This window comes from Methylobacillus draconifructus (assembly GCF_045984385.1).
Classification (GTDB): domain Bacteria; phylum Pseudomonadota; class Gammaproteobacteria; order Burkholderiales; family Methylophilaceae; genus Methylobacillus; species Methylobacillus flagellatus_A.
In genome coordinates this window covers 1-12,574 of sequence record NZ_JBJQIJ010000007.1, presented here as the reverse complement: position 1 = coordinate 12,574, position 12,574 = coordinate 1, and the positions used below count along the sequence as shown (strand labels likewise).

The window sequence follows — 12,574 nt, the reverse complement described above, 5'->3', positions numbered from 1 at the left end:
ATCATGAATATCAGATGTTTTTCTACAAGCGATGCAAGTTTTGATCAGGACCTGAAGGCCTTGCTTGCATTCGAGACCGCGCAAGACGACAAGATAGACAACGTAGTGGCGGATATCCTGCGCAATGTCAAAACCCGCGGCGATGCCGCCGTGCTGGAATATACCCAGCGCTTCGACCGGTTGGATGCGCAGTCCGCGCAATCCATGTCCCAGCTCGAAATCGGCAAGGCCGAACTGCACGCTGCCCTGGACGGCCTGCCTGCCGAGCAGCGCGAAGCCTTGCAGCAGGCGGCGCAGCGCGTTCGTGACTACCACGAGAAGCAACTGATGTCCTCCTGGACCTATACCGAGGAAGACGGCACTTTGCTCGGGCAGCAGGTCACGGCGCTGGACCGCGTCGGCCTCTATGTGCCCGGCGGCAAGGCGGCCTATCCTTCGTCCGTGCTCATGAACGCGATTCCTGCCAAGGTGGCGGGAGTGCAGGAGCTCATCATGGTCGTGCCTACGCCCGGCGGTGAAAAGAACCAGCTGGTTCTTGCCGCGGCGGCAGTATGCGGCGTCGACCGCGTCTTCTGTATCGGCGGCGCCCAGGCAGTTGGCGCGCTGGCCTATGGTACGGAAACCGTGCCGCAGGTCGACAAGATCGTCGGCCCCGGCAATGCCTATGTGGCGGCAGCCAAGCGCCGCGTGTTCGGCGTGGTCGGCATCGACATGGTGGCCGGCCCGTCTGAAATCCTCGTGATCTGCGACGGCAAGACCAATCCAGACTGGGTGGCGATGGATTTGTTCTCCCAGGCCGAGCATGATGAATTGGCGCAAGCCATCCTGCTGTCGCCCGATGCGGCGTTCCTCGATGCCGTACAAGCCAGTATCGAGAAACTGGTCGAGGAAATGCCGCGCAAGGAGATCATCCGTACTTCCCTGCAGAACCGCGGCGCCTTGATCAAGGTGAATGACCTGGAGCAGGCGGCGGAGATCGCCAACTATATTGCGCCCGAACACTTGGAGCTGTCGGTGGACGATCCGCTGGCATACAGCAAGAAAATCCGCCATGCAGGCGCCATCTTCATGGGGCGTGATACCTGCGAGGCCCTGGGAGACTACTGCGCTGGCCCGAACCACGTCCTGCCGACGTCCCGCACGGCACGTTTCTCGTCGCCGCTCGGTGTCTACGATTTCCAGAAACGTTCCAGCCTGATCATGGTGTCCAGCGCTGGCGCGCAAAAACTTGGACGCGTGGCGGCTACCCTGGCCTACGGCGAAGGCTTGCAGGCGCACGCCCGTTCCGCCGAATTCCGCTTGAAAGGCTGACCTTGAGCAAGTTCTGGAGTGCCATCGTGCATGAGCTGACGCCCTATGTTCCCGGGGAGCAGCCCAAGCTGACCAACCTGGTCAAGCTCAACACCAATGAAAATCCCTACGGCCCTAGCCCCAAGGTGCTTGCCGCGCTTGAAGCGGAGGCCGCCGACAGCCTGCGCCTTTACCCTGACCCGACCTCGGACAGGGTAGTGCAGGCGGTAGCGAAATTCTACGATGTGCCAGATACGCATGTATTTGTCGGCAACGGCTCCGATGAGGTGCTGGCGCATACTTTCCACGCGCTGCTCAAGCACGATGCGCCGATCTTGTTTCCCGACATCACCTACAGCTTCTACCCGGTATATTGCGGGCTGTATGGTATCGAGTACCAGACGGTCGCTCTGGACGGCGAATTCGAGATCAATGTGGATGATTACAAGCGCCCCAACGGCGGCATCATCTTTCCCAACCCGAATGCGCCGACCGGGCGCGGCTTGCCGCTTGCCGAGATTGAACGGCTCCTCAAGGCGAATACTGAATCGGTCGTGGTGATCGACGAGGCCTATGTCGACTTCGGCGCCGAGTCCGCGGTAGGGCTGGTCGAGCAATATCCCAACTTGCTGGTGACGCATACCTTGTCCAAGGCGCGTTCGCTCGCAGGCCTGCGCGTCGGTTATGCCATCGGCCAGCCGCATCTGATTGAGGCCTTGGTCAGGGTCAAGGACAGCTTCAACTCCTATCCGCTGGATCGTTTTGCGATCAGCGGCGCTGCCGCTGCGATTGAGGACCGGGCGTATTTCGAGGAAACCTGCCGCAAGGTGGTTGCGACCAGGGAAGCGCTGGTCAAGGAATTGCAAGCGTTGGGTTTTGTCGTCCTGCCTTCGGCTGCCAATTTCATTTTTGCCAGGCATGGCGAACGCAGCGGCGCTGAACTGGCCGCCGGTTTGCGCGAGCGCAGCATCATCGTGCGCCATTTCAGCAAGCCGGCCCGCATCAGCGATTTCTTGCGGATTACCATCGGCACGGACGCACAGTCGCAAGTGTTGGTTCATGCATTGAAAGAGATTTTAACCCCTTAAAACTGATGCATTTGACGTGCTATGGCATTGATTTGCCGATCAATTAAGAGAATACTGCACCATTACTTCCCTTAATCATTGGAAAAAATGTATCATAGCGCGGTCAGTACATCATAATTCTGTAATTAAAGCGGAGGAAGCATCGTGGCAAAACCATTAGTTCAAATGGCATTAGATTCACTAGATTTCGATCAGACTGTAGCGCTTGCTACGACTGTTGCACCACACGTTGATATTCTTGAAATCGGCACACCCTGCATCAAGTACAACGGTATCAAACTGCTGGAAACTCTGCGCGCAAAGTTCCCTAACAACAAGATCCTGGTTGACCTGAAGACCATGGATGCTGGCTTCTACGAAGCTGAGCCATTCTACAAGGCTGGCGCCGACATCGTGACCGTACTCGGTACTGCCGACATCGGCACCATCAAGGGCGTGATCGACGTTGCCAACAAGTACGGCAAGAAGGCACAGATCGACCTGATCAACGTGGCTGACAAGGCTGCACGTACCAAGGAAGTAGCCAAGCTGGGCGCGCACATCATCGGCGTTCATACTGGCCTGGACCAACAAGCTGCCGGTCAAACTCCGTTTGCCGACCTGGGCTTGGTTTCCGGCCTGAACCTGGGCGTGGATATTTCCGTGGCTGGCGGCGTAAAGGCGACTACTGCCAAGCAAGTGGTTGATGCGGGCGCGACTATCGTTGTTGCCGGTGCGGCTATCTACGGTGCTGCTGATCCTGCCGCTGCTGCCGCTGAAATCAGCGCCGCTGCCAAGGGTACACAAAGCAGTGGTGGCCTGTTCGGCTGGCTGAAGAAGCTGTTCAGCTAATTGAAGCTTGTTGCGGCATGCCTTCCGGCGTGCCGGCCGAGCTTGTCTGGAAACCGTTGCAAGACTGCGTGGACTGTTTTGCAACGGTTTTGATTTTATGACTCATGATTTTGAATGACTGCCATGCGTAACGCTGAAGTGAGCCGCAATACCCTGGAAACCAAGATTGCCGTTGCCATCAACCTGGATGGCACCGGGATATCCAAGTTGAATAGCGGGGTTGGTTTTTTCGATCATATGCTGGACCAGATCGCACGGCATGGCATGATGGACATCAATGTCGAATGTCAGGGCGACCTGCATATCGACGCGCACCACACCGTAGAGGATGTGGGCATCGCCCTGGGCCAGGCTTTCAGCAAGGCGTTGGGCGATAAAAAAGGCCTACGCCGTTACGCGCACGCCTATGTGCCGCTGGACGAGGCGTTGTCACGAGTCGTGCTGGATATTTCAGGACGTCCTGGGTTGGAGTTCAACGTGGAGTTTACCCGCGCGCGCATCGGCGAGTTCGATGTCGATCTGGTGCGTGAATTCTTCCAGGGGTTTGTCAATCATGCCGCCATTACGCTGCATATAGATAACCTGCGCGGCAAGAATGCCCACCACCAGGCAGAAACCATTTTCAAGGCGTTTGGCCGTGCTTTGCGCGCCGCAGTTGAACTCGACCCCCGTATGGTGGGTATAATGCCTTCAACTAAAGGCAGTTTATAGATATTTTCCGGTTTTCTACCGACCTACCATGACAGATATAGCCGTTGTTGATTATGGCATGGGCAATTTACGCTCCGTGTCCAAGGCGCTGGAGCATGTCGCCCCCAACCAGACCGTGATTGTGACCAGCGACCCGGCACAGATTGCCGCGGCCAAACGCGTCGTATTTCCCGGCCAGGGCGCCATGCCGGACTGCATGCGCGAGCTCGATGCCCGCGGCTTGCGCGCGGCTGTTATTGCCGCTGCTGCAGAAAAGCCGTTCCTGGGTATCTGCATCGGCCTGCAATTGTTGTTCGAGCATAGCGAAGAAGGCGATGCCGCCGGCCTGGGCATACTGAAGGGCAGAGTCAAGCGTTTTGCAGCGGCAGACATGCACGACGAGCACGGAGCAAAGCTCAAGGTGCCGCACATGGGCTGGAACCAGGTCTACCAGAGCCTGGAGCACCCGCTATGGCATGACGTTGCCGATGGCGAACGTTTCTATTACGTACATAGTTATTATGTCTCGCCAGATGATGCTGGTCTGGATGCGGGCTATAGTGAATACCCCAAGCGTTTCACCAGTTCTATCGCTCGCGGCAACCTGTTTGCCGTCCAGTTTCACCCGGAAAAAAGCCACGACGCGGGCCTTAAGCTTCTTTCAAACTTCGTCCGATGGGACGGGGTGTTTTAATCGTTTAATTTGTCAATATCATGCTGATTATTCCTGCTATCGACCTGAAAGACGGTCATTGTGTTCGTTTGAAACAAGGCTTGATGGAAGATGCTACCGTATTTTCCGAAGACCCCGGCGCCATGGCCCGGCACTGGGTTGACCAGGGCGGCAAGCGCTTGCATCTGGTGGATTTGAATGGCGCTTTCGCAGGCAAGCCAGTCAATGAGGGCGCTATCAAGGCGATTGTGAAGGCGGTGGGCAATGACATTCCCATCCAACTCGGTGGCGGTATCCGCGACCTGGATACGATAGAGCGCTACCTGGATGATGGGATCAGCTACGTGATTGTGGGGACTGCCGCGGTCAAGAGCCCGGGTTTCCTGCACGAGGCTTGTTATGCGTTCCCGGGGCAGATCATGGTGGGCCTGGATGCCAAGGATGGCAAGGTCGCTGTGGATGGTTGGTCCAAGCTGACCGGTCATGACGTGATCGACCTTGCCAAGAAATTCGAGGATTATGGCGTCGAAGCTGTGGTGTATACCGATATCGGCCGAGACGGCATGCTGACAGGCGTCAATATTGAAGCGACCGTGGCCTTGGCGCAGGCGCTGACCATTCCGGTGATTGCCAGTGGCGGCGTGACCAACCTGGATGACGTGCGCCGTCTTGCCGAGGTCGAAAGCGAAGGCGTGATTGGCGCCATTACAGGCCGTGCAATTTACGAAGGTACGTTGAATTTTACCGAAGCCCAGACGCTTGCGGACGAGCTGAGCCGGATATGAGCTTAGCCAAGCGCATTATTCCCTGCCTGGATGTCACTAACGGCCGCGTGGTCAAGGGTGTCAATTTCCTGGAGTTGCGTGATGCGGGCGATCCGGTGGAAATTGCGCGCCGGTATGACGAGCAGGGCGCCGATGAGCTGACCTTCCTTGATATTACTGCCAGTTCGGATAACCGTGGCCTCATCCTTGGCATCATCGAGCAAGTGGCCTCGCAGGTGTTTATCCCGCTGACGGTGGGCGGCGGGGTGCGCGAGGTGGAAGATGTACGCCGCCTGCTCAATGCCGGCGCTGACAAAGTCAGCATCAATACGGCGGCCGTAACCAACCCGCAGCTGGTGGCGGATGCCGCGGCTCGTTTCGGGTCGCAGTGCATCGTGGTGGCGATTGATGCCAAGCAGGTGGGTGATCACTGGGAAATCTTTACCCATGGCGGGCGCACCCCTACTGGCCTGAATGCCGTTGACTGGGCGCGTAAAATGGTCGAGCTCGGCGCCGGGGAATTGTTGGTGACCAGCATGGATCGCGATGGTACCAAGATGGGCTTCAATCTCCCGCTTAACCGTGCAATCAGCGAAGCAGTGGATGTGCCCATCATCGCGTCCGGCGGTGTTGGCAATCTGGTGCACCTGGTCGAAGGCGTCAGGGAAGGGGGCGCTGATGCGGTACTGGCCGCCAGCATCTTCCATTATGGCGAATATACGGTGCGCCAAGCCAAGGAATACATGCGCGAGCAAGGAATAGAGGTGCGCTTATGAGCGAGTCGTGGCTAGATAAGGTAAGCTGGACGCCAGATGGCCTGGTGCCCGTGATCGCACAGGAAGCCGGTACGAACAAAGTATTGATGTTCGCTTGGATGAACCGCGAAGCGTTGCGCCTCACGGCGGAAACGGGTCAGGCGGTGTACTGGTCGCGTTCTCGCGGCCGCCTTTGGCACAAGGGCGAAGAATCCGGCCATGTGCAGAAGGTGCACGAAATCAGGCTGGATTGCGACGAGGATGTCATCCTTATCTTGGTTGAGCAGGTAGGCGGTATTGCATGCCATACTGGCCGCCACAATTGCTTCTTCCAAAAGTTGGAGCAGGATGATTGGGTCACTGACCAGGCTGTCATCAAGAATCCCGAGGATATTTATCACCATGAGTGATGTGCTGGACAGGCTTGCTGAACTGTTGGAACAGCGCAAGGGCGCAGATCCGCAGTCATCTTACGTTGCCAGGCTGTATGCCAAGGGCACGGATGCCATTTTGAAGAAAATTGGCGAAGAGGCGGCTGAAACCATCATCGCCGCCAAGGACGGGGATGCGGAAAAGATAGTGTATGAAACCGCCGATCTCTGGTTCCATAGCTTGGTCATGCTGGCGCATGCCGGCCTGGGCCCTCAAGACGTGCTGCGGGAGCTCGCAAGGCGCGAGGGCTTGTCGGGGCTTGAGGAAAAAGCCTCCCGTCCGGTAGAGTAACGAATAAGCGTTTTTGAATTGAATGGAATATCGATGAGTGCTGATTGTATTTTCTGTAAGATAGTGGCGAATGATATTCCTTCAAGCAAGTTCTATGAGGATGAAGAGGTTATTGCGTTTCACGACATTCGTCCGATTGCCCCGGTACACTTCCTGATAGTGCCCAAGGGCCATGTGGAAAGCTTGGCGGGCTGCGATGCTTCGCACCAGGCGCTGCTGGGGAAGATATTGTTATTGGCGCCCAAGCTCGCTGCCCAGTTAGGCTTGAAAGGATTCCGCACCATGATCAATACCGGGCGTGAAGGCGGGCAGGAAGTATTTCATTTACACATCCATGTATTTGGTGGTGGCGACACCTTACCAAAGATTTAAAATTAGGAGAGCTGGTGATGGGTTCATTCAGCATTTGGCATTGGTTGATCGTACTTGCAATCGTGGTGCTGATTTTCGGTACCAAGCGCTTGCGTAATCTTGGCAGCGATGTCGGCGGAGCCGTCAAAGGTTTCAAGGAAGCAGTCAATGAAGGCAAGTCTGGCACGGCCGCGCTTGATGACGATGTCAAGGGGCAGACTGTAGAGAACGACGTCAGGCAAAAGGAAAAGCAGTAGACTGAACGGGCCTGCCTGTGTTTGATATTGCCTTTTCTGAGCTGGTCGTCATTGGGATCGTGGCACTTGTGGTCATCGGGCCAGAAAAGCTGCCCAAGGTTGCCCGCACGGTGGGCCTGTTGTTGGGCAGGGCGCAGCGCTATGTCAATAACGTCAAGTCGGACATCAGCCGCGAATTGCGTTTCGAGGAGCTGCAGCGATTGCAGGCAGACATCCGGGATGCCGAGTCGGCTTTTAAGCAGGCTGGTACCGATATAGAGCAGGAAATGCAGAAAATAGCTTCTCCTGGTCAGGAAAGTCCAGATTCGGAACCTCGGATCTCTGGCCAGAATACGGACGACGCCTTACAAGATCGCGGCAGGCCAGATTGAATACCCCTTCAGATACCTTCGTCTCGCACCTGATCGAGCTGCGGGACCGTTTGTTGCGCATCATTATCGGCATCGTGCTGATTACGCTGGTCCTGTTTCCGTTCGCCAACGACATCTACCACTTCCTGGCCCGGCCTTTGTTGCAGAGCCTGCCTGTCGGCGGGCAGATGATTGCGACCGATGTCACGACGCCATTCTTCGTACCCATGAAAGTGGTGTTGCTGGCGGCATTCATGCTGTCCCTGCCTCATACCCTTTACCAGATATGGGCATTTGTCGCCCCAGGGTTGTATACGCATGAAAGGCGCCTAATCGGGCCGCTTGTGTTTGCTAGCACCATGTTGTTCCTGGTTGGAATGGCGTTCGCTTATTTTCTGGTATTCCCCGTCGTATTCGGCTTCATTACGCACACCGCACCCGCAGGGGTGGCGGTCATGACGGACATCGGCAAATACCTGGATTTTGCCATTACCCTCTTTATTGCCTTCGGATTGGCATTTGAAGTGCCGGTCGCGGTTGTATTGCTGGTGAGCGCTGGTATCGTCAGTGTCGCATCCTTGCGCGAGGCCCGCTCATATGTGATTGTCGGGGCGTTCGTCATTGGCGCGATCTTCACGCCGCCCGACGTGATTTCCCAGGTGATGCTGGCCGTGCCGTTATGGGTGCTGTATGAGGCTGGCATCCTGGTGGCGAGCATGATCCAGAGAAAAAGCCAGCAACAGCTACATTGATGCGGCTGCCGGCCCGGTGGGAAGCTGGCTATCCCTCATTCGCGGCTGTTGGCAAGCTGAGGGGTGGGGCGCTTGCCGATGACGATGGGCAATACCAGTTCGTTCTGGTTGCGCGCAACCTTGATCAGCACTTTCTTTTCAGGCTTCAGGTTGGAGATCACGTTCAGCATCGTGGAGCTGTCGATAACCTCCCGGCCATCGATCTCCAGCAGGATATCGCCAGGGCGCAGCCCGGCCTTGTCTGCGGGGCTTCCGCGCACTACGCCTGCTACCAGTGATCCGCGCACTTGCTTCAGGCGGAATGATTCCGCCAGTTCGGGCGTAATGTCCTGTGCTTCTATGCCGATCCAGCCGCGGGTCACGCTGCCTTGGCGGATAATCTGTTCCATGACTTGCTTGACCAGGCTCACAGGAATAGCGAAGCCTATCCCCATGGATCCGCCGCTGCGGGAATAAATCGCGCTATTGATGCCTACCAGGTTGCCTTCGGTATCGATCAGGGCGCCTCCGGAATTGCCGGGGTTGATCGGCGCATCTGTCTGGATGAAGTTTTCAAAGGTATTGATGCCAAGATGGCTGCGGCCAAGCGCGCTGATAATGCCTTGCGTGACGGTTTGCCCGACGCCGAAGGGATTGCCGATGGCGAGTACGACATCGCCCACGCTGATATTGCCGGGTTGTGCAAACGTGATGGCCGGCAGGTTGCGGACATTGATCTTGAGCACGGCAAGATCGGTTTCGGGATCGGTGCCCACGATACGGGCAGGGAAGGTCCTGCCGTCCGGCAACGCGACCTCGATCTCGTCAGCGGATTCAATGACATGGTGATTGGTCAGGATCAGGCCCTGGCTGTTGACGATGACGCCCGATCCCAGGCTGTTCTCGCGCTGGCTTTGCTGCTCGTCCAACTGGTCGCCGAAAAAGTGGCGGAACAAGGGGTCATCCATAAAAGGATTGCCCATGGGCTGATTGGATTTTTTCGAGGTGAAGATGTTGACGACGCTGGGCATGGCCGCCTGGGCTGCCTGGCGGTAGGACCCTGGCTGGGCCTGGCCGGCGTCGCTGTAAGTGGGCGCTTCCTTAACGGCGGCAACGGGCTTGTCGTTCAAGGGAAGCAATTGCGGGTAAAACAACTGCACCACAAAAAGAGCAGCAAGACTGATGGTGACTGTCTGTGCAAAAATAAGCCAGAGTTTGCGCATGTTGGTTTCGACGTGGTGCGAGTCTAAATGTTGGAGAGTGTAAATGAAGCTGAAAGAACTGGTTGATTATACCGGACAATTCCTTGAGGTTGAGCGCTTCAAAGATTATTGTCCGAATGGCCTGCAAGTGCAGGGGTGTGGTGAAGTCAATAAGCTGGTAACGGGCGTAACAGCCAGTCTGGCCTTGCTCGATGCGGCACAGGAAGCTGGCGCCGATGCCATATTGGTACACCATGGTTATTTCTGGCGCAATGAATCTCCAGTCGTCACAGGCGTCAAGCATGCGCGCTTGAAGTTCTTGTTGCAGCATGACATCAGCCTGCTTGCATACCACTTGCCGCTCGATGCCCACAAGGAACTTGGTAACAACGCGCGGCTAGGCCAAATCATGGGCATAACGCTGGAAGGGTGGGCTGGCGACCAAGGATTGATCGCGTATGGCGCCCTGCCGGCTGAAGCTACATTGGGAGCATTTTCTTGTGCGCTGGCAAACCAGTTGCGCCGTACCCCGCAGGTGTTCGGCGACTTAGAAAGAAAAGTGCGCCGCGTCGCTTGGTGTAGCGGCGGTGCACAAGGCTATTTCGAGATGGCAATCAGTCTTGGCGTAGACCTTTACATCAGCGGAGAGGTGTCCGAGCAGATATTTCATCTGGCACACGAAACGGGAGTGGCCTACATCGCCGCGGGACACCATGCGACGGAACGTTATGGGATAGAGGCGCTGGGGATGCATCTGGCAGAAAAGTTTGCATTGGAGCATGAGTTTATCGATATTGAAAATTTAATATAACTTGATGATTATTAAGTTAAAAATAAACATTATCTTTCATTTTGTCCGCACTTTCTGTACAATCTTGCCCTTACTTTGACCGGTTGTGTGCATGATCCGGCTGAAAGCTTTCTTTATTCCCTGGCAGAGTTCTATCCATCCTGCTGGGCATTCTTCAAGTGAGATAATGAATTATGATGACCTTGTATTCCGGTACTACCTGTCCTTATAGCCATCGTTGCCGTATTGTGCTGTTCGAAAAGGGCATGGATTTCCAGGTGATAGATGTGGATATGGCAAACAAGCCGGAAGACTTGGCCGTGATCAATCCGCATAACACGGTGCCTGTGCTGGTTGAGCGTGACTTGGTGCTCGAGCAGGCCAATATCATCAACGAATATATCGATGAGCGCTTCCCGCATCCGCAATTGATGCCGGCCGACCCCGTGATGCGCGCCCGCGCCCGCTTATTCCTGCATAACTTCGAAGAGCAGCTGTTCAGCCATATAGACGATATCGAGTCTGGAAATGCCAAGGCTGCGGACAAGGCGCGCGCGACGATACGCGACAACCTGACCCAGATCGTTCCCTTGTTCAGCCGCCAGGAATACATCCTGGGCGACGAGTTTTCCATGCTGGATGTCGCCATCGCCCCGCTGCTCTGGCGCTTGGGCCATTACGGTATCGAGCTGCCGAAGCAAGCCGCCCCTTTACTTAAGTATGCGGAACGTATATTCTCTCGCCCGGCTTACATCGAAGCGATGACGCCCTCCGAAAAAGCGATGCGGAAATAGGTGGTCCAATGAGCGCAATTACCTCGACCAAGCCATATATGGTGCGCGCTATTCACGAGTGGTGCACGGATAACGGATTGACGCCGCATTTGCTGGTTGTCGTCAATGCGCAAACGATAGTGCCCATGGCCTATGTGAAGGACGGGCAGATAGTGCTGAATATTAATTACAGCGCTACAAAAAGTTTGCATATTGGAACAGATGCTGTTACATTCTCAGCCCGTTTCAATGGTGCATCGAATGAGCTGTATGTGCCGATGAGTGCGGTGCGAGGAATTTTTGCTCGCGAGAATGGACAAGGCATGTTTTTCGAAGAGGATTCTCCAGATATGGATCCCGATGAAAAAGGTGCTCAAGGCGGTGAGGCGAGTATTGGGAGTTCGCCTGATGCGCCGGTGGTAAAAAAGCCATCATTAAGGGTGGTGAAGTAGTAATAAAAGTTTCAGTTGTGCCGGATTAGCTCAGTTGGTAGAGCAGCGCACTTGTAATGCGAAGGTCGTCAGTTCGATTCCGACATCCGGCACCATTTCTTTTTGAAAATGCGTTTGACACTAAGTCAAAATATACGCATAATCCCGGGTTCTGTTTGGAGGGGTGGCCGAGTGGTTAAAGGCGACGGACTGTAAATCCGTTCTCTCAGAGTACGAAGGTTCGAATCCTTCCCCCTCCACCAGCATAGAATTTGGGGCCAGGGCATAGATTTCTGGTTAGATGTGCGGGTGTAGCTCAGTTGGTAGAGCACTTGCCTTCCAAGCAAGATGTCGCGAGTTCGAACCTCGTCGCCCGCTCCATTTAAAATTCAGAATTTAAGAAAAATGCCCATGTGGCTCAGTGGTAGAGCACTCCCTTGGTAAGGGAGAGGTCGCGGGTCCGATTCCCGCCATGGGCACCATTTGGTGCTTGGATATTAAACGCACTCATTAACTTGATAAAGTCGGTTAAAGGAAACGGAAATGGCAAAAGGTAAATTTGAGCGGACGAAGCCGCACGTAAACGTAGGGACGATTGGACACGTTGACCACGGCAAGACCACACTGACAGCTGCGATCACCACCGTATTGACCAAGAAATTTGGTGGCGAAGCCAAGGACTACTCCCAGATCGACAACGCGCCGGAAGAAAAGGCTCGCGGCATCACCATCAACACCTCCCACGTAGAATACGAAACAGAGACTCGTCACTACGCTCACGTTGACTGCCCAGGCCACGCCGACTACGTCAAGAACATGATTACCGGCGCAGCCCAAATGGACGGCGCTATCCTCGTCGTCTCCGCTGCTGACGG

At 55.5% G+C, this 12,574-nt stretch carries 18 protein-coding genes and 4 tRNA genes; 21 read left to right on the top strand and 1 reads right to left on the bottom strand.

Annotated features, from left to right (window positions below; genetic code table 11):
• Nucleotides 1–3: 3 nt before the first annotated feature.
• The 13 genes from hisD to tatC all read left to right on the top strand — a co-directional run bounded on the left by hisD (nt 4) and on the right by tatC (nt 8,524).
• Complete coding sequence (gene hisD, locus ACKF11_RS14060; RefSeq protein WP_407997584.1) at nt 4–1,311, top strand: histidinol dehydrogenase; 1,308 nt, start codon at nt 4–6, stop codon at nt 1,309–1,311.
• Between the two features lie 2 nt (nt 1,312–1,313).
• Complete coding sequence (hisC, locus tag ACKF11_RS14055) at nt 1,314–2,378, top strand: histidinol-phosphate transaminase (RefSeq protein ID WP_407997583.1); 1,065 nt, start codon at nt 1,314–1,316, stop codon at nt 2,376–2,378.
• Nucleotides 2,379–2,543: 165 nt separating this feature from the next.
• Nucleotides 2,544–3,209 carry a 3-hexulose-6-phosphate synthase gene (hxlA, locus tag ACKF11_RS14050; RefSeq protein WP_309564169.1) on the top strand — a complete coding sequence of 222 codons (666 nt, stop codon included), beginning with the start codon at nt 2,544–2,546 and terminating at the stop codon, nt 3,207–3,209.
• A 123-nt stretch (nt 3,210–3,332) separates the two neighbouring features.
• Entirely contained in the window at nt 3,333–3,920 is a 588-nt protein-coding gene (gene hisB, locus ACKF11_RS14045; RefSeq protein WP_407994557.1) for an imidazoleglycerol-phosphate dehydratase HisB, read from the top strand.
• 28 nt (nt 3,921–3,948) lie between these two features.
• Nucleotides 3,949–4,593 carry an imidazole glycerol phosphate synthase subunit HisH gene (gene hisH / locus ACKF11_RS14040; RefSeq protein ID WP_407997582.1) on the top strand — a complete coding sequence of 215 codons (645 nt, stop codon included), beginning with the start codon at nt 3,949–3,951 and terminating at the stop codon, nt 4,591–4,593.
• 20 nt (nt 4,594–4,613) lie between these two features.
• A complete protein-coding gene (gene hisA, locus ACKF11_RS14035) occupies nt 4,614–5,357 on the top strand; it encodes a 1-(5-phosphoribosyl)-5-[(5-phosphoribosylamino)methylideneamino]imidazole-4-carboxamide isomerase (protein ID WP_407997581.1) in 744 nt (247 codons plus the stop codon).
• The gene (gene hisF / locus ACKF11_RS14030; protein ID WP_309564173.1) at nt 5,354–6,112 is read left to right on the top strand and encodes an imidazole glycerol phosphate synthase subunit HisF; all 759 of its coding nucleotides are present in this window, start codon (nt 5,354–5,356) and stop codon (nt 6,110–6,112) included. The genes hisA and hisF overlap by 4 nt, the downstream gene beginning before the upstream one ends.
• On the top strand, nt 6,109–6,501 hold the full coding sequence (hisI, locus tag ACKF11_RS14025; RefSeq protein ID WP_309564174.1) for a phosphoribosyl-AMP cyclohydrolase: 393 nt from the start codon (nt 6,109–6,111) through the stop codon (nt 6,499–6,501). The genes hisF and hisI overlap by 4 nt, the downstream gene beginning before the upstream one ends.
• The gene (locus ACKF11_RS14020) at nt 6,494–6,814 is read left to right on the top strand and encodes a phosphoribosyl-ATP diphosphatase (protein WP_309564175.1); all 321 of its coding nucleotides are present in this window, start codon (nt 6,494–6,496) and stop codon (nt 6,812–6,814) included. The genes hisI and ACKF11_RS14020 overlap by 8 nt, the downstream gene beginning before the upstream one ends.
• A gap of 33 nt (nt 6,815–6,847) precedes the next feature.
• On the top strand, nt 6,848–7,186 hold the full coding sequence (locus ACKF11_RS14015; RefSeq protein ID WP_407994561.1) for a histidine triad nucleotide-binding protein: 339 nt from the start codon (nt 6,848–6,850) through the stop codon (nt 7,184–7,186).
• Between the two features lie 17 nt (nt 7,187–7,203).
• Entirely contained in the window at nt 7,204–7,422 is a 219-nt protein-coding gene (tatA, locus tag ACKF11_RS14010) for a Sec-independent protein translocase subunit TatA (RefSeq protein WP_309565104.1), read from the top strand.
• Between the two features lie 17 nt (nt 7,423–7,439).
• Nucleotides 7,440–7,793 (top strand): Sec-independent protein translocase protein TatB, encoded by a 354-nt coding sequence (gene tatB / locus ACKF11_RS14005; protein WP_407997580.1) that lies wholly within the window; start codon nt 7,440–7,442, stop codon nt 7,791–7,793.
• A complete protein-coding gene (gene tatC / locus ACKF11_RS14000) occupies nt 7,790–8,524 on the top strand; it encodes a twin-arginine translocase subunit TatC (RefSeq protein ID WP_407997579.1) in 735 nt (244 codons plus the stop codon). Before tatB ends, tatC begins: the two co-directional genes overlap by 4 nt.
• Nucleotides 8,525–8,559: 35 nt before the next feature.
• On the opposite strand, the gene ACKF11_RS13995 is transcribed toward tatC, so the two are convergent.
• Nucleotides 8,560–9,726 carry a Do family serine endopeptidase gene (locus ACKF11_RS13995; protein ID WP_407997578.1) on the bottom strand — a complete coding sequence of 389 codons (1,167 nt, stop codon included), beginning with the start codon at nt 9,724–9,726 and terminating at the stop codon, nt 8,560–8,562.
• Between the two features lie 43 nt (nt 9,727–9,769).
• On the opposite strand from ACKF11_RS13995, the gene ACKF11_RS13990 reads away from it, so the two are divergent.
• The 8 genes from ACKF11_RS13990 to ACKF11_RS13955 form a co-directional block, all read left to right on the top strand.
• Nucleotides 9,770–10,516 carry a Nif3-like dinuclear metal center hexameric protein gene (locus ACKF11_RS13990; RefSeq protein WP_407997577.1) on the top strand — a complete coding sequence of 249 codons (747 nt, stop codon included), beginning with the start codon at nt 9,770–9,772 and terminating at the stop codon, nt 10,514–10,516.
• A 173-nt stretch (nt 10,517–10,689) separates the two neighbouring features.
• Nucleotides 10,690–11,289 carry a glutathione S-transferase N-terminal domain-containing protein gene (locus tag ACKF11_RS13985; protein WP_309564181.1) on the top strand — a complete coding sequence of 200 codons (600 nt, stop codon included), beginning with the start codon at nt 10,690–10,692 and terminating at the stop codon, nt 11,287–11,289.
• Nucleotides 11,290–11,297: 8 nt separating this feature from the next.
• Nucleotides 11,298–11,720: a ClpXP protease specificity-enhancing factor gene (locus ACKF11_RS13980; RefSeq protein ID WP_309564182.1), complete on the top strand. Its 423-nt coding sequence runs from the start codon at nt 11,298–11,300 to the stop codon at nt 11,718–11,720.
• 19 nt (nt 11,721–11,739) lie between these two features.
• A tRNA-Thr gene (locus ACKF11_RS13975) sits at nt 11,740–11,815 on the top strand.
• Between the two features lie 62 nt (nt 11,816–11,877).
• Nucleotides 11,878–11,962: transfer RNA gene (locus ACKF11_RS13970), tRNA-Tyr, on the top strand.
• Between the two features lie 42 nt (nt 11,963–12,004).
• Nucleotides 12,005–12,080 (top strand) — tRNA-Gly (locus ACKF11_RS13965).
• 26 nt (nt 12,081–12,106) lie between these two features.
• Nucleotides 12,107–12,181 (top strand) — tRNA-Thr (locus tag ACKF11_RS13960).
• 61 nt (nt 12,182–12,242) lie between these two features.
• Nucleotides 12,243–12,574, top strand: a 332-nt coding sequence (locus tag ACKF11_RS13955; protein WP_407997576.1) for a GTP-binding protein, incomplete at its 3' end; no start/stop codon positions are given.